The sequence below is a fragment of the Citrobacter sp. Cpo221 genome, from assembly GCF_030332345.1.
GTDB lineage: Bacteria > Pseudomonadota > Gammaproteobacteria > Enterobacterales > Enterobacteriaceae > Citrobacter > Citrobacter portucalensis.
This window is the reverse complement of record NZ_JAOWIA010000060.1, coordinates 113,552-131,553: the sequence shown is the minus strand read 5'-3', so window position 1 is coordinate 131,553 and position 18,002 is coordinate 113,552. Positions and strand designations below refer to the sequence as shown.

Here is an 18,002-nt window from a genome sequence, read left to right as displayed (position 1 = left end):
CAATGATTCGCTTTGAACATGTCAGCAAGGCCTATCTCGGTGGGAGACAAGCGCTGCAGGGAGTGACTTTCCATATGCAGCCTGGCGAGATGGCGTTTCTGACCGGCCACTCCGGCGCGGGGAAAAGTACCCTGCTGAAGCTGATTTGTGGAATTGAACGGCCCAGCGCCGGGAAAATCTACTTTAGCGGGCATGACATCAGCCGTTTGAAAAACCGTGAAGTGCCGTTTCTGCGTCGTCAGATTGGCATGATTTTTCAGGATCACCACCTGTTGATGGACAGAACCGTGTTTGACAATGTGGCAATCCCGCTGATCATCGCGGGTGCCAGCGGGGATGATATTCGTCGTCGCGTGTCAGCGGCGCTGGATAAGGTCGGGCTGTTGGACAAAGCGAAAAACTTCCCGATTCAACTCTCCGGCGGTGAACAACAACGCGTCGGCATCGCCCGCGCGGTGGTGAACAAACCTGCGGTGCTGCTGGCGGATGAACCAACGGGGAACCTGGATGACGCGCTGTCAGAAGGGATCCTTCGCCTGTTCGAAGAGTTTAACCGCGTCGGGGTCACGGTATTAATGGCCACGCACGATATTGGCCTGATCTCCCGTCGCTCCTATCGCCAAATGGTTCTGAGCGATGGACATCTGCATGGAGGCCTGGCGCATGAATAGACGTGACGCTATTAACCAAATCAAACAGTTCGGTGGCCGACTGGATCGCTTTCGTAAATCGGGCGGTGCGTCGGGTGACGGCGGTCGCAACGCGCCAAAGCGTGCGAAAGCCGCGCCAAAGCCGAATTCGCGTAAAACCAATGTCTTTAACGAGCAGGTACGTTATGCGTTTCAGGGCGCGTTACAGGACCTGAAAAGCAAGCCGCTGGCGACGTTTCTGACGGTGATGGTCATTGCCATCTCCCTGACGCTGCCTAGCGTGTGCTACATGGTTTATAAGAACGTAAACCATGCGGCAAGCCAGTATTATCCGTCTCCGCAGATCACCGTTTATCTGCAAAAAACGCTGGATGATGATGCGGCGGCGCGGGTGGTTGGTCAGTTGCAGGCCGAACAGGGCGTGGAGAAAGTGAATTATCTTTCCCGTGACGACGCGCTGGGCGAATTCCGTAACTGGTCTGGCTTTGGCGGCGCGCTGGATATGCTTGAAGAGAACCCGCTTCCGGCCGTGGCGGTTGTTATCCCGAAACTGGACTTTCAGGGTACGGAGTCGCTGAACACGCTGCGTGACCGCATCGCACAAATCAACGGTATTGATGAAGTACGAATGGATGACAGCTGGTTCGCTCGCCTGGCGGCGCTGACGGGCCTTGTCGGACGCGTTTCCGCGATGATCGGCGTGCTGATGGTGGCGGCGGTCTTCCTCGTCATTGGTAACAGCGTGCGTCTGAGTATTTTTGCGCGACGCGATACCATTAATGTGCAAAAACTCATTGGCGCGACGGATGGATTTATCCTGCGTCCGTTCCTCTACGGCGGTGCACTGCTCGGTTTTTCCGGTGCATTTCTTTCACTGATTTTGTCAGAAATTTTGGTGATGCGTCTGTCGTCAGCGGTGACTGAGGTGGCACAGGTATTTGGAACCAAGTTTGATATCAATGGCTTATCATTCGACGAGTGCCTGTTATTGCTGCTGGTGTGCTCAATGATTGGCTGGGTGGCAGCCTGGCTTGCCACGGTTCAACATTTACGCCACTTTACCCCCGATTAAAAAATCTCTGGTATAATCTTTCCCTGCACTGAGTAGTTCGCTCTGCAGGGAAAGAGTCCCTGTGATCTCTTCCCGGCGTATTCATTGTGATGTCACATTTTGTGCGTAATCTATACACATTACGACATGGAACTTGTGGATAAAATCACTGTCTGATAAAAGATTGAATGATATTCTCGTTGCTCATAAGCTCTGGCATGGTTGTTGCTACTGGTTTTTGTTAATTAGTTTTTAGCCAATGCGCCAGATGAAAAGATTGAGAGGATTTGAATGACCAAAGAAATGCAAAATTTAGCTTTAGCCCCTGTTGGTAACCTGGAATCTTACATCCGGGCTGCGAACGCGTGGCCGATGTTGTCGGCTGACGAGGAGCGGGCACTGGCTGAAAAGCTGCATTACCAGGGCGATCTGGAAGCAGCTAAAACGCTGATCCTGTCTCACCTGCGCTTTGTTGTTCATGTTGCTCGTAATTATGCGGGCTATGGCCTGCCGCAGGCGGATCTGATTCAGGAAGGTAATATCGGCCTGATGAAAGCCGTGCGCCGTTTCAACCCGGAAGTGGGTGTGCGCCTGGTTTCCTTCGCCGTGCATTGGATCAAAGCTGAGATCCACGAATACGTTCTGCGTAACTGGCGTATCGTTAAAGTCGCGACCACCAAAGCGCAGCGTAAGCTGTTCTTTAACCTGCGTAAAACCAAACAGCGTCTGGGCTGGTTTAACCAGGACGAAGTTGAAATGGTTGCTCGCGAGCTGGGTGTTTCCAGCAAAGACGTGCGCGAAATGGAATCCCGTATGGCGGCACAGGACATGACGTTTGACATGTCTTCAGACGATGAGTCTGACAGCCAGCCGATGGCCCCGGTGCTGTATCTGCAGGATAAATCTTCTAACTTTGCCGACGGCATTGAAGAAGATAACTGGGAAGATCAGGCCGCGAACAAACTGACCCACGCAATGGAAGGTCTGGACGAGCGTAGCCAGGATATCATTCGTGCCCGTTGGCTGGACGAAGACAACAAGTCGACGTTGCAGGAACTGGCCGATCGCTACGGCGTTTCCGCTGAACGTGTTCGTCAGCTTGAAAAGAACGCCATGAAAAAACTGCGCGCGGCGATCGAAGCGTAATCTTCCAGCCGACCTGGAAATGCTGATAAACCCTGGATGAAAATCCGGGGTTTTTTGTTTTTATCTCTCCCCCTCTCTCCTGACGTTTAAGCTTTTTGTCATCAAGTTGTTATCTGCATGTCAAATTTAGCTATTCCAAAATAATAAAAATCGGGTATGTTTTAGCAGAGTATGCTGCTAAAGCACGGGTGGCTATCCAATAATCGAAATAAAGTGCTGAAAAACAACATCACAACACACGTAATAACCACAATAATGGGGATTGTCAGGATGAATATGAAGGGTAAAGCGTTATTGGCAGGATGTATCGCCCTGTCTTTGAGCAATATGGCGTTTGCTAAGGATATTAAAGTTGCCGTCGTCGGCGCGATGTCCGGTCCGGTAGCGCAGTATGGCGATCAGGAATTTACTGGCGCAGAGCAGGCGATTGCAGATATCAACGCCAAAGGCGGCGTGAAAGGCGACAAACTGGTCATGGTGAAATATGACGATGCCTGTGACCCGAAACAAGCGGTAGCGGTAGCTAACAAAGTGGTCAACGACGGGATTAAATATGTTATCGGCCACCTGTGCTCGTCCTCCACTCAGCCTGCGTCAGATATCTATGAAGACGAAGGCATTCTGATGATCACCCCTGCGGCAACGGCGCCTGAGCTGACCGCGCGCGGCTATAACCTGGTGATGCGTACCACCGGTCTGGATTCCGATCAGGGCCCAACCGCTGCCAAATATATCGTTGAAAAAGTGAAGCCGAAGCGCATTGCGATCGTTCACGACAAACAACAGTACGGTGAAGGCCTGGCGCGTTCCGTGCAGGACAACCTCAAGAAAGCCAACGCTGACGTGGTGTTCTTCGACGGGATCACCGCTGGCGAGAAAGATTTCTCTACGCTGGTGGCGCGTCTGAAGAAAGAGAATATCGATTTCGTTTACTACGGTGGTTACCACCCGGAAATGGGGCAGATTCTGCGCCAGGCACGCGCTGCGGGTCTGAAAACCCAGTTTATGGGACCAGAAGGGGTAGCGAACGTGTCGCTGTCTAACATCGCGGGTGAGTCTGCAGAAGGCTTACTGGTAACGAAACCGAAGAACTACGATCAGGTTCCGGCGAACAAACCGATTGTGGACGCGATCAAAGCCAAGAAACAGGATCCGAGCGGCGCATTCGTATGGACCACCTACGCCGCGCTGCAATCCTTGCAGGCCGGTCTGAACCAGTCTGACGACCCGGCTGAAATTGCCAAATACCTGAAAGCAAACTCAGTGGAAACCGTAATGGGGCCGCTGTCATGGGATGCGAAGGGCGATCTGAAAGGCTTCGAATTCGGCGTGTTTGACTGGCATGCAAACGGGACGGCGACCGACGCCAAATAATTTTCCTGGCGCCTTTCGCGCTGCAGATGCGTTGGCTACGTTATTCAACCCCGGTCACTTACTTATGTAAGCTCCCGGGGACTTCATAACTTGCCGCCTTCCTGCAACGTGAAATTCTTGGAAAATTGCGAGATGGTTTTTTATTTTTTGCTCCCAGCATGTAGGCCGGATAAGCGTCAGCGCCATCCGGCTTTTTTATCTTTTTTCCCAGCCATTCTCCTGGGCTGTAAACCCTAACGCCTGCATAAATGCGGCCATCACGCTGCGGTCTTCAACGCCGACGTCGGCCATCCACCATGAACTCACGTCAGGGTTTTCCCGGATGACTTCTTCGATCAAATACTGCCCGACGCCGCGACGGCGGGTGATATCGCGTACGCGCAATGAATCTAATGCACCTTGCGTACCGCTCAGGGTTACGCGAACTGCGCCTAACAGACGCTCGTTAAAGCGTGCGGCGTAGATCCGGTGCGTTTCATCTACGCTTAACGATGAGGCGGAATATTCCGGCCAGATTTTGCCCAGATCAATCTGGTCCTGGTCGCTAAAGTTATCTAAACGAACGATGGTCAGCTTCATTAACAGCATGTCCAAATCACAAAAGATGGAATGAGTGTACCGAAATAATTCGCCCGGATGCTTTCTCTTTTTTATGTGAATAACCAGATTAATAATTTTGTAACAACGGTAATGACAGTTTGAAACCGTAGAGATTGAAAAACAGGCAGAATAATACCCTGGAATGTAGCATTTTATTCGGCTCTTTGTGCCGTTATTTTATGCTGACAAACGTGCTTTTTTTTGTTTATCTATAGTGAAAAGCAGAATATTATCTTTTCTTAATCGACTGAAAAATAGAGATTTTAGCCTGATTTTGCTTAAAAAACTGCGCTAAACCATTAATGAGACTGGTAAAAATAGTGCAGTTCAAAAAAAGCACAGACTGCTTTTTAACCACATAAATACAAAATATTAATTACGTCACGAATGGGGATTCAGGTAATGAAACGGAATGCGAAAACAATCATCGCAGGGGTGATAGCACTGGCAATGTCACACGCGGTCATGGCGGAAGATATCAAGGTCGCTGTTGTCGGCGCGATGTCAGGTCCGGTCGCGCAGTGGGGCGATATGGAATTTAATGGCGCACGTCAGGCCATTAAAGATATCAATGCCAAAGGCGGGGTCAAAGGCGACAAACTGGTTGCTGTGGAATATGACGACGCCTGCGATCCGAAACAGGCCGTTGCGGTAGCGAACAAAATCGTCAATGACGGCATTCAGTACGTTATTGGTCATCTGTGCTCATCTTCCACGCAGCCCGCATCAGATATCTATGAAGATGAAGGCATTCTGATGATTTCTCCGGGTGCCACAAACCCGGAACTGACCCAGCGCGGTTACGCTCACATTATGCGTACAGCGGGCCTGGACTCCTCTCAGGGGCCGACCGCCGCGAAATACATTCTGGAGAAGGTGAAGCCACAGCGTATCGCCATCATTCACGATAAACAGCAATACGGTGAAGGCCTGGCGCGTTCGGTGCAGGACAGCCTGAAAGCGGGCAAAGCCAACATCGTTTTCTTTGACGGTATCACCGCCGGGGAAAAAGATTTTTCTGCGCTGATCGCTCGCCTGAAAAAAGAAAATATCGACTTTGTTTATTACGGCGGCTACTACCCGGAAATGGGGCAAATGCTGCGCCAGGCGCGTTCCGTCGGGCTGAAAACCCAGTTTATGGGACCTGAGGGCGTCGGCAATGCGTCGCTGTCTAACATCGCCGGTGATGCTGCTGAAGGCATGCTGGTAACCATGCCAAAACGCTATGACCAGGATCCGGCGAATAAGGCTATCGTCGATGCGCTCAAAGCTGACAAGAAAGATCCAACCGGACCATACGTGTGGATCACTTATGCAGCCGTCCAGTCATTGGCGACAGCAATGGATCGCAGTGGTAGCAAAGAGCCGCTGGACCTGGTGAAAGATCTGAAAGCACACGGGGCTGATACCGTGATTGGGCCGCTGAAATGGGACGAAAAAGGCGATTTGAAGGGATTTGAGTTTGGTGTCTTCCAGTGGCATGCAGACGGTTCTTCGACCGTCGCGAAGTAATACCTGAAGACGAGTTATCCCACCGCCCGTGCAAAACGGGCGGGTTTAAAAAGGTTACCTTATGTCCGAGCAGTTCCTCTATTTCTTGCAGCAGATGTTTAACGGCGTCACGCTGGGAAGCACCTACGCGCTGATCGCCATCGGTTACACGATGGTGTACGGCATTATCGGCATGATCAACTTCGCCCACGGCGAGGTGTATATGATCGGCAGCTATGTCTCCTTTATGATCATCGCAGCGCTAATGATGATGGGCATTGATTCCAGTTGGCTACTGGTCGCGGCGGGCTTCGTCGGCGCGATTGTGATTGCCAGCGCCTACGGCTGGAGCATTGAACGCGTGGCGTATCGGCCCGTGCGCAGCTCCAAGCGTCTGATCGCGCTGATTTCCGCTATCGGGATGTCCATCTTCCTGCAAAACTACGTCAGCCTGACGGAAGGTTCGCGCGACGTGGCGCTGCCCAGCCTGTTTAATGGCCAGTGGACTGTCGGCAGTAGCGATAACTTCTCTGCTTCCATCACCACCATGCAGTTGGTTATCTGGATCGTAACCTTCCTGGCGATGCTGGCGCTGACGCTGTTTATCCGTTACTCCCGTATGGGCCGCGCCTGCCGTGCCTGTGCCGAAGACCTGAAGATGGCCAGCCTGCTCGGCATTAACACCGATCGCGTGATTGCGTTGACCTTTGTGATTGGTGCGGCAATGGCGGCGGTAGCGGGCGTACTGCTCGGTCAGTTCTATGGCGTAATTAACCCATACATCGGCTTTATGGCCGGGATGAAGGCCTTTACCGCGGCGGTACTGGGCGGCATCGGCAGCATTCCAGGGGCGATGATCGGCGGCCTGATTCTGGGCGTTGCGGAAGCGCTCTCCTCTGCTTATCTGAGTACTGAATACAAAGACGTCGTTTCATTCGCGCTGCTGATTCTGGTGCTGCTGGTGATGCCAACCGGTATTCTGGGTCGCCCGGAGGTAGAGAAAGTATGAAACCGATGCATTTTGCAATGGCGCTGCTCTCTGCCGCTATGTTCTTCGTCCTGGCGGGCGTCTTTATGGGCGTTCAGTTAGAGCTGGACGGTACCAAGCTGGTAGTCGATACCGCTGCGGATATCCGCTGGCAGTGGGTGTTTATCGGCACTGGCGTGGTCTTTCTCTTTCAGCTGTTGCGTCCAGCCTTCCAGAAAGGCCTGAAGAGCGTCTCTGGGCCGAAGTTTATTCTGCCGGCGATTGATGGCTCCACCGTTAAACAGAAGCTGTTCCTGGTGGCGCTGCTGGTGATTGCCGTGGCGTGGCCGTTTATGGTTTCGCGCGGAACGGTGGATATCGCCACGCTGACGATGATTTATATCATCCTCGGCCTCGGCTTAAACGTGGTGGTGGGGCTTTCCGGCCTGCTGGTGCTGGGCTACGGCGGCTTCTATGCCATCGGCGCTTACACCTTCGCGCTGCTGAACCACTATTACGGACTCGGCTTCTGGACCTGCCTGCCGCTGGCAGGGCTGGTTTCCGCTGCAGCGGGCTTCCTGCTCGGCTTCCCGGTACTGCGCCTGCGCGGTGATTATCTGGCGATTGTGACCTTAGGCTTCGGCGAAATCGTCCGTATTCTGCTGCTCAACAACACCGAAGTAACCGGCGGTCCAAACGGTATTAGCCAGATCCCGAAACCGACCTTTTTCGGTCTGGAGTTCAGCCGTACCGCCCGTGAAGGCGGCTGGGATACCTTCAGCAACTTCTTTAACGTCAAGTACGATCCGTCTGACCGCGTCATTTTCCTCTATCTGGTGGCGCTGCTGCTGGTGGTCTTCTCGCTGTTTGTTATCAACCGTTTGCTGCGTATGCCGCTGGGTCGCGCGTGGGAAGCGCTGCGTGAAGATGAAATTGCCTGTCGTTCTCTGGGCTTAAACCCTACGCGTATCAAGCTGACAGCCTTTACCATCAGCGCCGCGTTTGCCGGTTTTGCCGGTACGCTGTTTGCCGCGCGCCAGGGGTTTGTTAGCCCGGAATCCTTCACCTTTGCCGAGTCGGCCTTTGTGCTGGCAATTGTGGTATTGGGCGGAATGGGGTCACAGTTCGCGGTGATCCTCGCGGCCATCCTGCTGGTAGTGTCACGCGAGCTGATGCGTGATTTCAACGAATACAGCATGTTAATGCTGGGTGGTTTAATGGTACTGATGATGATCTGGCGTCCGCAGGGCTTGTTGCCGATGACCCGTCCACAGTTGAAGCTGAAAAACGGGGAAGCAAAAGGAGAGCAGGCATGAGTCAGCCATTATTATCCGTTAACGGCCTGATGATGCGCTTCGGCGGTCTGCTGGCGGTAAACAACGTTGAACTGGAACTGCGACCGCAGGAGATCGTTTCGTTAATCGGCCCGAACGGTGCGGGGAAAACCACGGTCTTTAACTGTCTGACCGGTTTTTATAAGCCGACCGGCGGGACGATTAAGCTGCGCGACCAGCACCTGGAAGGGCTGCCGGGTCAGCAAATCGCGCGTATGGGGGTGGTACGTACTTTCCAGCACGTGCGTCTTTTTCGCGAAATGACAGTGATTGAAAACCTGCTGGTGGCGCAACATCAGCAACTGAAAACCGGCGTCTTCTCCGGCCTGTTGAAAACCCCGTCGTTCCGTCGCGCGCAGAGTGAAGCGTTGGATCGCGCTGCTACCTGGCTGGAGCGTATTGGCTTGCTGGAGCATGCCAACCGTCAGGCCAGTAACCTGGCCTATGGCGATCAGCGCCGTCTGGAAATTGCCCGCTGCATGGTGACCCAGCCGGAAATCCTGATGCTCGACGAACCCGCTGCTGGACTCAACCCGAAAGAGACCAAAGAGCTGGACGAGCTGATTGCTGAACTGCGTAACCATCACAACACCACCATTTTGTTGATTGAGCACGACATGAAGCTGGTGATGGGGATTTCCGACCGTATTTACGTGGTGAACCAGGGCACGCCGCTGGCAAATGGGACGCCGGAACAGATTCGTAATAACCCGGATGTTATCCGCGCCTATTTAGGTGAAGCATAATGGGGGCGAGGATTAATATGGATAAGGCGATGTTATCGTTCGACAAAGTCAACGCCCACTACGGCAAAATACAGGCGCTGCACGACGTCAGCTTGTATATCAACCAGGGTGAAATCGTTACTCTGATTGGTGCCAACGGCGCGGGAAAAACCACGCTGCTCGGCACATTGTGTGGCGACCCGCGAGCGACCAGTGGGCGAATCGTCTTTGATGGTAAAGACATTACCGACTGGCAGACGGCGAAAATCATGCGCGAAGCGGTAGCGATTGTGCCGGAAGGGCGTCGCGTGTTTTCCCGTATGACGGTGGAAGAGAACCTGGCGATGGGCGGCTTCTTTGCCGAAAAGGACCAGTTTCAGGAACGCATCAAATGGGTGTATGACCTGTTTCCCCGTCTGCATGAACGTCGTATTCAACGTGCGGGAACGATGTCCGGCGGTGAACAGCAGATGCTGGCGATAGGCCGTGCGCTGATGAGCCAGCCGAGGCTGCTGCTGCTTGATGAACCGTCGCTGGGTCTGGCGCCGATTATCATCCAGCAGATTTTTAACACCATCGAACAGCTGCGCGAACAGGGGATGACCATCTTCCTCGTCGAACAGAACGCTAACCAGGCGCTGAAGCTCGCCGATCGCGGCTACGTGCTGGAAAACGGTCATGTGGTGCTGGAAGACACCGGTGATGCGCTACTGGCTAACGAAGCGGTGCGAAGCGCGTATCTGGGCGGTTAATCATTCTCTGAATAGACAAGGGGCCTGCTGTGGCCCCTTTTTATTGCTCTATGTTATTATTGAGAATAGTTATCAATAATAAAAATGAACATGGAGAAAGGATGATTCGTTCAGGTACCTGCATGATGATTGGCAGTTTGTTTTTGACGCTTTCACTAACCACCCAGGCCTCAACACCGCCAGCGTTTGACCCGCGCGACCCTACAATCTGGGAAGAAAAGCCGGACAACCCGTTAGCGCAATCCGACTCGCCCTGCGAAGTGTTTACCAGCTCGGTATGCCCAGGCTGGGATGATGATAAATCGGATATCCAACGTGAACGTGAGCGGCGAGAGCAGCAGCGTTTACAGAATGAATATGAGCGACGCTGGCGTCGGGATTAATCTTCCTTGCTGGAGCAGCCGATAACGCCATCCAGGCCGGAGAAGGTATAGCGATATCCGGCTTTGTTGTGCACCACCCCGCATTTTCCTGTCACTACGCTTTCACCGCCTTGCCATCTGTTTGTCGCCTTACTATCTTTTTTTTGTAATAAAAAAGTTATTTTTCTGTCATTCGAGCATGTCATGTTACCCCCGCGAGCATAAAACGCGTGATATCGCGCATCCGGCACAACAAGAGAGATAACCGATGATATCGTTACGACATACAGCTTTAGGACTGGCACTTAGCCTGGCATTTGCAGGTCAGGCACTGGCGGTCACCACTATCCCGTTCTGGCACTCAATGGAAGGCGAACTGGGTAAAGAAGTTGATTCACTGGCGCAACGTTTTAATGCAGCCAATCCCGACTACAAAATTGTTCCGCAGTACAAAGGCAACTATGAGCAGAGCCTGAGTGCAGGAATTGCTGCTTTCCGTACCGGAAACGCGCCTGCGCTGCTGCAGGTTTATGAAGTGGGCACGGCAACCATGATGGCCTCAAAAGCCATTAAACCGGTCTATGAAGTATTCAAAGAGGCTGGCATTAACTTCGATGAGTCTCAGTTCGTACCGACCGTTTCCGGTTACTACACCGACTCTAAAAGCGGACACTTGCTCTCCCAGCCGTTTAACAGCTCCACTCCGGTGCTGTACTACAACAAAGATGCCTTCAAAAAAGCCGGTTTAGACCCGGAGCAGCCGCCGAAAACCTGGCAGGATCTGGCGGAGTACACCGCGAAGCTGAAAGCCGCAGGCATGAAGTGCGGTTACGCCAGCGGCTGGCAGGGATGGATTCAGATTGAAAACTTCAGCGCCTGGAACGGTCTGCCGGTAGCAACCAAAAACAATGGCTTTGACGGTACTGACGCGGTGCTGGAGTTCAATAAACCGGAACAGGTGAAACACATCGCTCTGCTGGAAGAGCTGAACAAAAAAGGTGATTTCAGCTACTTCGGGCGTAAGGACGAATCCACTGAGAAGTTCTACAACGGGGATTGTGCCATTACCACCGCCTCTTCCGGTTCGCTGGCCGACATCCGCCACTACGCTAAATTCAATTATGGCGTCGGGATGATGCCGTACGATGCCGATGTGAAGGGCGCGCCGCAGAATGCGATTATCGGTGGGGCCAGCCTGTGGGTGATGCAGGGTAAAGATAAAGCAACCTACGAAGGCGTGGCGCAGTTCCTCAACTTCCTGGCGAAGCCTGAAATTGCTGCCGAATGGCACCAGAAGACCGGCTATCTGCCGATCACTACCGCTGCCTACGACCTGACCCGTGAACAGGGCTTCTATGAGAAGAACCCTGGGGCTGATATCGCCACCCGCCAGATGCTGAACAAGCCGCCGTTGCCATTCACTAAAGGACTGCGTCTGGGCAATATGCCGCAGATCCGCACTATTGTGGATGAAGAGCTGGAAAGCGTCTGGACCGGGAAGAAAACCCCGCAGCAGGCACTGGATGCCGCCGTTGAGCGTGGCAATCAGTTACTGCGCCGCTTTGAGCAATCGACCAAGTCTTAAGTGTATAAGTGCCTGATGGCGCTGTGCTTATCAGGCCTACAAGTTTGTAGTTTGTAGGCCGGATAAGGTGCTTGCACCGCCATCCGGCACCTTCCAGGAAAAGAACCTACATGTCTTCATCCCGTCCGGTATTCCGCTCGCGTTGGCTTCCCTATTTATTGGTGGCTCCGCAGCTGGTGATCACCGTTATTTTCTTTATCTGGCCCGCCGGTGAAGCGTTGTGGTACTCGCTACAATCCGTTGATCCGTTTGGTCTTTCCAGCCAGTTTGTCGGACTGGAAAACTTTGTCGCGCTGTTTCATGACCCGTACTACCTCGACTCATTCTGGACCACCATTAAGTTCAGTACGTTAGTCACGGTGAGCGGTCTGCTGGTGTCGTTATTTTTTGCGGCGCTGGTGAATTACGTGGTGCGCGGCAGCCGTTTTTACCAGACGCTGATGCTGTTGCCATACGCCGTCGCGCCTGCCGTCGCCGCCGTATTGTGGATCTTCCTGTTTAACCCAGGACGTGGGCTGATTACCCATTTTCTCGGTGAGTTTGGCTATGACTGGAACCATGCGCAAAACAGCGGTCAGGCGATGTTCCTGGTTGTGTTCGCGTCGGTCTGGAAGCAGATTAGTTACAACTTCCTGTTCTTCTTTGCCGCACTGCAGTCTATCCCGCGATCGCTGATCGAAGCTGCTGCGATTGATGGCGCGGGGCCGGTTCGTCGCTTCTTTAAGCTGGCGCTGCCGCTGATAGCCCCGGTTAGCTTCTTTCTGCTGGTGGTGAATCTGGTTTATGCCTTCTTTGATACCTTCCCGGTTATTGATGCCGCCACGGCGGGTGGACCGGTACAGGCGACCACGACGTTGATTTATAAGATCTATCGCGAAGGCTTTGTCGGGCTGGATCTCTCCGCCTCGGCTGCGCAATCGGTGGTGCTGATGTTGCTGGTCATTATTTTGACGGTGGTGCAGTTCCGCTATGTGGAAAGTAAGGTGCGTTACCAATGATTGAGAACCGTCGTGGGCTGACAATATTCAGCCATGCCATGTTGATTATGGGGATCATGGTGATCCTGTTTCCGCTGTACGTCGCGTTTGTCGCGGCGACGCTGGACAACAAAGCGGTGTTTGAAACGCCGATGACGCTGGTTCCCGGCACGCAGTTGCTGGAGAACATGAAATACATCTGGGTCAACGGCGTGGGCGTCAACAGCGCGCCGTTCTGGTTGATGATGCTTAACAGCTTCATCATGGCGTTCAGTATTACGGTAGGGAAAATCACCGTCTCCATGCTTTCCGCATTCGCCATCGTCTGGTTCCGCTTTCCGCTGCGTAACCTGTTCTTCTGGATGATTTTTATCACCCTGATGCTGCCGGTTGAAGTGCGAATCTTCCCGACGGTGGAGGTTATCGCCAACCTGAAAATGCTCGACAGCTATGCGGGTCTGACGCTGCCGTTGATGGCATCGGCTACTGCGACCTTCTTGTTCCGCCAGTTCTTTATGACCCTGCCGGATGAACTGGTTGAGGCGGCGCGTATTGACGGCGCATCACCGATGCGTTTTTTCCGCGATATCGTACTACCGCTGTCAAAAACCAATCTGGCGGCGCTATTCGTTATTACCTTTATCTACGGCTGGAACCAGTATTTGTGGCCGTTGTTAATTATTACCGATGTCAATTTGGGCACTGCGGTGGCGGGTATCAAAGGCATGATCGCCACCGGTGAAGGCACCACGCAGTGGAACCAGGTAATGGCCGCCATGCTGCTGACGCTCATACCTCCGGTAATCATCGTGTTAGCCATGCAGCGCGCGTTTGTGCGTGGTTTAGTGGACAGTGAGAAATAAAATGGCAGGACTCAAACTACAAGCAGTAACCAAAAGCTGGGACGGCAAAACCCAGGTAATTAAACCGCTGACGCTGGACGTCGCGGACGGGGAGTTTATCGTGATGGTTGGGCCATCCGGCTGCGGAAAGTCTACGCTGCTGCGGATGGTAGCCGGGCTGGAGCGGGTGAGCGGTGGCGATATCTGGATTGATAATAAACGCGTTACCGAGATGGAGCCGAAGGATCGCGGCATAGCGATGGTCTTTCAAAACTACGCGCTCTATCCGCATATGAGCGTGGAAGAAAACATGGCCTGGGGGCTGAAAATCCGCGGGATGGGCAAGGAGCACATTGCTGAGCGGGTAAATGAGGCGGCGCGTATTCTCGAGCTGGGTGAGCTGCTCAAGCGCCGTCCGCGCGAACTTTCTGGCGGTCAGCGCCAGCGCGTAGCGATGGGACGAGCGATTGTGCGCGACCCGGCGGTATTCCTGTTCGATGAGCCGCTTTCTAACCTTGATGCCAAGCTGCGCGTACAGATGCGTCTGGAGTTACAACATCTGCATCGCCGCCTGAAAACCACTTCGCTATACGTGACGCACGACCAGGTTGAAGCGATGACCCTCGCCCAACGGGTGATGGTGATGAATAAAGGCATTGCCGAGCAGGTAGGTACGCCGGTTGAGGTGTATGAAAAGCCAGCCAGCCGCTTTGTGGCGAGTTTTATCGGCAGCCCGGCGATGAACCTGCTCGACGGGCGCATCAGCGCCGCGGGCACCCATTTTGAACTGGAGGGCGGCATGACGTTACCGATCGGCAGAAGCGCGAGAGCGGCTATTGGGCGTAACATGACGTTGGGTATCCGCCCGGAGCATATTGCGCTAAGCTCGCAGGCCGAAGGCGGTGTGCCGTTGGTTGTTGATACACTGGAAATGCTGGGCGCAGATAACCTGGCACACGGACGCTGGGGCGAGCAAAAGCTGGTGGTGCGACTGGCGCATCAGCATCGCCCGACGGCAGGCAGCACGCTGTGGCTGCATCTGCCAGAAAATCATCTGCATCTTTTTGATGGCGAAACAGGACAACGCGTATGAGTAACTGGCCTTACCCCCATATTGTCGCCCATCGTGGCGGCGGTAAGCTGGCCCCGGAAAACACCCTGGCGGCGATCGACGTGGGGGCGCGATACGGGCATACCATGATCGAGTTTGACGCTAAATTGTCGAAAGACGGTGAGATCTTCTTACTGCATGACGACAACCTGGAGCGAACCAGCAACGGCTGGGGCGTGGCAGGCGAGCTGAACTGGCAGGATTTATTGCGCGTGGACGCCGGCGGCTGGTTTAGCGGTGAGTTTAAAGGTGAACCGCTGCCACTGCTCTCGCAAGTGGCCGAGCGCTGCCGTCAGCACGGTATGATGGCAAATATTGAAATTAAACCCACAACTGGCACTGGAACATTAACCGGCAAAGTTGTGGCGCTGGCCGCGCGGGAACTGTGGGCGGGAATGACGCCTCCGCTGTTGTCATCCTTTGAAATTGATGCGCTTGAAGCGGCGCAGCAGGCGGTACCTGAACTGCCGAGAGGCTTGCTGCTTGATGAATGGCGCGAGGACTGGCGCGAGCTGACCACGCGGCTTGGCTGCGTCTCTATTCATCTTAATCACAAACTGCTGGATGAAGCGCGTGTGGATGCGCTGCGCGATGCGGGGCTACGTATTCTGGTATATACCGTCAACCGACCCCAGCGCGCGGCGGAACTGCTGCGCTGGGGCGTGGACTGCATCTGTACCGATGCCATTGATACGATTGGTCCGGATTTCCAACCTTTTTAAGGCCCAATCGTTTTTAACGGAACGTTAGGCTGCGGCGTGCTGGAGGGCTTCAGCATGTCGCCGTTCTTTTTCTCTGACAGCATATGTTGCTTATTCAGAGAGCTGTCCGGGTTACGGGTTCCACTCAACATCCCACCGTTGCTGTTGGGCAGCATTTGCTGCTGACCGGAATTTAGCTCGCCTGGCTGAGACTGAAGGACCCGCTGGGAGTTGGTGTTAATTTGGTTTTCCAGATGCTGTTGCTGCATACGCGTCTGCGTTTGCAACTGCTGGTTGAGCATCCCTTTCTGCTGAATTTGCTGCGTTTGCATTTGGGTTTGCATACGCTGCTGACTCGGGATCTGATAACCGGGTTGGTTCGGGTTATTCATGGTGTTGATGGGCTGTGCAAAGCCTGCAAACGGCAACAGCATGGCTAAAAGTAAGAGTCGTTTCATCGCTTTTCTCCTCTCGGGGATCTCTTAAGTTTACTCCTTTCTCGCCGTTACGATGATTATTTCAGAGTTATGCACCAGACTTAGTGGGGGCCGACCCCCATACATCTGGAGAATAACGATGATAAAACCGACGTTTTTACGCCGGGTAGCCATTGCTGCTCTGCTCTCAGGAAGTTGTTTTAGCGTTGCTGCCGCGCCGGCTGCACCACCACCGGTATCTTACGGAGTCGAGGAAGATGTGTTCCATCCCGTACGTGCTAAGCAAGGGATGGTGGCCTCTGTGGATGCTTTAGCTACCCAGGTTGGTGTGGACATTCTTAAACAGGGTGGGAATGCCGTCGATGCCGCCGTGGCCGTTGGCTATGCGCTGGCGGTGACGCATCCCCAGGCGGGCAATCTGGGCGGCGGTGGTTTTATGCTGCTGCGTACCAAAGACGGTAACACCACAGCGATCGATTTTCGTGAAATGGCGCCTGCTGGCGCGACCCGTGACATGTTCCTCGATGAGCAGGGCAACGCCGATGCGAAAAAGTCGCTGACGTCGCATCTGGCATCCGGTACGCCGGGTACCGTGGCGGGTTTCTCGCTGGCGCTGGAGAAATACGGCACGATGCCGCTGAACAAAGTGGTGCGCCCGGCGATGAAGCTAGCGGAAGAGGGCTTTGTGGTTAATGACGCGCTGGCCGACGATCTGAAAACCTATGGCAGCGAAGTGCTCCCTAATCACGAGAACAGCAAAGCCATTTTCTGGAAGGACGGCGAGCCGCTGAAAAAGGGCGACAAGCTGGTGCAAAAGAATCTGGCGAAAAGCCTGGAAATGATTGCCGAGAATGGCCCGGATGCGTTTTATAAAGGGGCGATTGCCGATCAGATAGCCGGGGAAATGCAGAAGAACGGCGGGCTGATGACCAAAGAGGATTTAGCCAGCTATAAAGCCGTGGAGCGCACGCCGATAAGCGGTGACTATCGCGGGTATCAGGTCTTCTCCATGCCACCGCCGTCCTCTGGCGGTATTCACATCGTGCAGATCCTCAATATTCTCGAAAACTTCGATATGAAGAAGTACGGATTTGGCAGCGCCGATGCTATGCAGGTTATGGCTGAAGCGGAGAAATATGCTTACGCCGACCGTTCAGAGTATCTGGGCGACCCGGATTTTGTGAAAGTGCCGTGGCAAGCGCTGACCAACAAAGCCTATGCTAAAACGCTTGCTGATCAGATTGATATCAACAAGGCTAAGCCTTCCAGCCAGATCAAACCTGGCAAGCTCGCCCCGTATGAAAGCAACCAGACCACTCATTTCTCAGTGGTGGATAAAGACGGCAATGCCGTGGCGGTGACGTATACCCTGAATACCACCTTCGGGACCGGCATCGTGGCGGGTAACACCGGCATTCTGCTGAATAACGAAATGGACGATTTCTCCGCCAAGCCGGGCGTACCGAACGTCTACGGACTGGTGGGCGGTGATGCCAACGCGGTTGGGCCGAAGAAGCGTCCGCTGTCATCGATGTCGCCGACTATCGTGGTAAAAGACGGGAAAACCTGGCTGGTTACCGGCAGCCCTGGCGGAAGCCGAATTATCACTACCGTGCTGCAAATGGTGGTCAACAGCATTGATTTCGGGATGAACGTCGCCGAAGCGACCAACGCGCCACGTTTCCATCATCAGTGGTTGCCGGATGAACTGCGCATCGAGAAGGGCTTCAGCCCGGATACAATCAAGCTGCTGGAGCAAAAAGGACAGAAAGTGGCGCTGAAAGAGGCGATGGGCAGCACGCAGAGCATTATGGTTGGACCGGATGGCGCACTGTATGGTGCTTCTGACCCGCGTTCCGTGGATGATTTAACGGCGGGATACTGATTTTTGATTAAT

The 18,002-nt window shown here is 53.7% G+C and carries 18 protein-coding genes and 1 pseudogene; 16 read left to right on the top strand and 3 right to left on the bottom strand.

The window, feature by feature from the left end; all coding sequences use genetic code 11:
• Positions 1 to 2 precede the first annotated feature (2 nt).
• The 4 genes from ftsE (at position 3) to livJ (ending at position 4,221) form a co-directional block, all read left to right on the top strand.
• Entirely contained in the window at positions 3 to 671 is a 669-nt protein-coding gene (gene ftsE / locus OGY72_RS21160; RefSeq protein WP_003023420.1) for a cell division ATP-binding protein FtsE, read from the top strand.
• Complete coding sequence (gene ftsX / locus OGY72_RS21155; protein ID WP_003827568.1) at positions 664 to 1,722, top strand: permease-like cell division protein FtsX; 1,059 nt, start codon at positions 664 to 666, stop codon at positions 1,720 to 1,722. Before ftsE ends, ftsX begins: the two co-directional genes overlap by 8 nt.
• Positions 1,723 to 1,992: 270 nt before the next feature.
• On the top strand, positions 1,993 to 2,847 hold the full coding sequence (gene rpoH, locus OGY72_RS21150) for an RNA polymerase sigma factor RpoH (RefSeq protein WP_003023425.1): 855 nt from the start codon (positions 1,993 to 1,995) through the stop codon (positions 2,845 to 2,847).
• Positions 2,848 to 3,117: 270 nt separating this feature from the next.
• The gene (gene livJ, locus OGY72_RS21145; RefSeq protein WP_139153507.1) at positions 3,118 to 4,221 is read left to right on the top strand and encodes a branched chain amino acid ABC transporter substrate-binding protein LivJ; all 1,104 of its coding nucleotides are present in this window, start codon (positions 3,118 to 3,120) and stop codon (positions 4,219 to 4,221) included.
• 83 nt (positions 4,222 to 4,304) lie between these two features.
• On the opposite strand, the pseudogene OGY72_RS24985 reads toward livJ, so the two are convergent.
• Positions 4,305 to 4,432: pseudogene (locus OGY72_RS24985) on the bottom strand (hypothetical protein).
• Positions 4,417 to 4,800 carry an aspartate 1-decarboxylase autocleavage activator PanM gene (panM, locus tag OGY72_RS21140; protein ID WP_003827573.1) on the bottom strand — a complete coding sequence of 128 codons (384 nt, stop codon included), beginning with the start codon at positions 4,798 to 4,800 and terminating at the stop codon, positions 4,417 to 4,419. The pseudogene OGY72_RS24985 and the gene panM overlap by 16 nt, the downstream one beginning before the upstream one ends.
• Before the next feature lie 423 nt (positions 4,801 to 5,223).
• Here panM and livK point away from each other — a divergent pair, with 423 nt between their 5' ends.
• From livK to ugpQ, 11 genes are all read left to right on the top strand, one after another.
• A complete protein-coding gene (gene livK / locus OGY72_RS21135) occupies positions 5,224 to 6,333 on the top strand; it encodes a high-affinity branched-chain amino acid ABC transporter substrate-binding protein LivK (protein WP_003023433.1) in 1,110 nt (369 codons plus the stop codon).
• Positions 6,334 to 6,394: 61 nt separating this feature from the next.
• Positions 6,395 to 7,321 carry a high-affinity branched-chain amino acid ABC transporter permease LivH gene (livH, locus tag OGY72_RS21130; RefSeq protein WP_003827575.1) on the top strand — a complete coding sequence of 309 codons (927 nt, stop codon included), beginning with the start codon at positions 6,395 to 6,397 and terminating at the stop codon, positions 7,319 to 7,321.
• Positions 7,318 to 8,595, top strand: coding sequence for a branched chain amino acid ABC transporter permease LivM (gene livM, locus OGY72_RS21125; RefSeq protein ID WP_048215381.1), 1,278 nt, complete (start codon positions 7,318 to 7,320; stop codon positions 8,593 to 8,595). Before livH ends, livM begins: the two co-directional genes overlap by 4 nt.
• A complete protein-coding gene (gene livG, locus OGY72_RS21120; RefSeq protein ID WP_003023438.1) occupies positions 8,592 to 9,359 on the top strand; it encodes a high-affinity branched-chain amino acid ABC transporter ATP-binding protein LivG in 768 nt (255 codons plus the stop codon). The genes livM and livG overlap by 4 nt, the downstream gene beginning before the upstream one ends.
• Before the next feature lie 17 nt (positions 9,360 to 9,376).
• Positions 9,377 to 10,090: a high-affinity branched-chain amino acid ABC transporter ATP-binding protein LivF gene (gene livF, locus OGY72_RS21115; RefSeq protein WP_003827581.1), complete on the top strand. Its 714-nt coding sequence runs from the start codon at positions 9,377 to 9,379 to the stop codon at positions 10,088 to 10,090.
• Positions 10,091 to 10,191: 101 nt separating this feature from the next.
• Entirely contained in the window at positions 10,192 to 10,473 is a 282-nt protein-coding gene (locus OGY72_RS21110) for a hypothetical protein (protein ID WP_148361368.1), read from the top strand.
• Between the two features lie 247 nt (positions 10,474 to 10,720).
• Positions 10,721 to 12,037, top strand: a complete 1,317-nt coding sequence (gene ugpB / locus OGY72_RS21105; protein WP_003827583.1) for a sn-glycerol-3-phosphate ABC transporter substrate-binding protein UgpB — start codon at positions 10,721 to 10,723, stop codon at positions 12,035 to 12,037.
• Positions 12,038 to 12,147: 110 nt separating this feature from the next.
• Positions 12,148 to 13,035: a sn-glycerol-3-phosphate ABC transporter permease UgpA gene (gene ugpA / locus OGY72_RS21100; protein WP_126956409.1), complete on the top strand. Its 888-nt coding sequence runs from the start codon at positions 12,148 to 12,150 to the stop codon at positions 13,033 to 13,035.
• Entirely contained in the window at positions 13,032 to 13,877 is an 846-nt protein-coding gene (gene ugpE / locus OGY72_RS21095; RefSeq protein ID WP_003023450.1) for a sn-glycerol-3-phosphate ABC transporter permease UgpE, read from the top strand. Before ugpA ends, ugpE begins: the two co-directional genes overlap by 4 nt.
• A gap of 1 nt (position 13,878) precedes the next feature.
• Positions 13,879 to 14,949, top strand: coding sequence for a sn-glycerol-3-phosphate import ATP-binding protein UgpC (locus OGY72_RS21090; RefSeq protein ID WP_286549256.1), 1,071 nt, complete (start codon positions 13,879 to 13,881; stop codon positions 14,947 to 14,949).
• A complete protein-coding gene (gene ugpQ, locus OGY72_RS21085) occupies positions 14,946 to 15,689 on the top strand; it encodes a glycerophosphodiester phosphodiesterase (protein ID WP_003827589.1) in 744 nt (247 codons plus the stop codon). Before OGY72_RS21090 ends, ugpQ begins: the two co-directional genes overlap by 4 nt.
• Here ugpQ and OGY72_RS21080 read toward each other — a convergent pair.
• On the bottom strand, positions 15,686 to 16,126 hold the full coding sequence (locus tag OGY72_RS21080) for a DUF2756 family protein (RefSeq protein WP_003827591.1): 441 nt from the start codon (positions 16,124 to 16,126) through the stop codon (positions 15,686 to 15,688). The two genes, ugpQ and OGY72_RS21080, sit on opposite strands and share 4 nt — an antisense overlap.
• Positions 16,127 to 16,244: 118 nt before the next feature.
• Between OGY72_RS21080 and ggt the strand changes: the two genes are divergently transcribed.
• Positions 16,245 to 17,990: a gamma-glutamyltransferase gene (ggt, locus tag OGY72_RS21075; RefSeq protein ID WP_003827593.1), complete on the top strand. Its 1,746-nt coding sequence runs from the start codon at positions 16,245 to 16,247 to the stop codon at positions 17,988 to 17,990.
• Positions 17,991 to 18,002 lie beyond the last annotated feature (12 nt).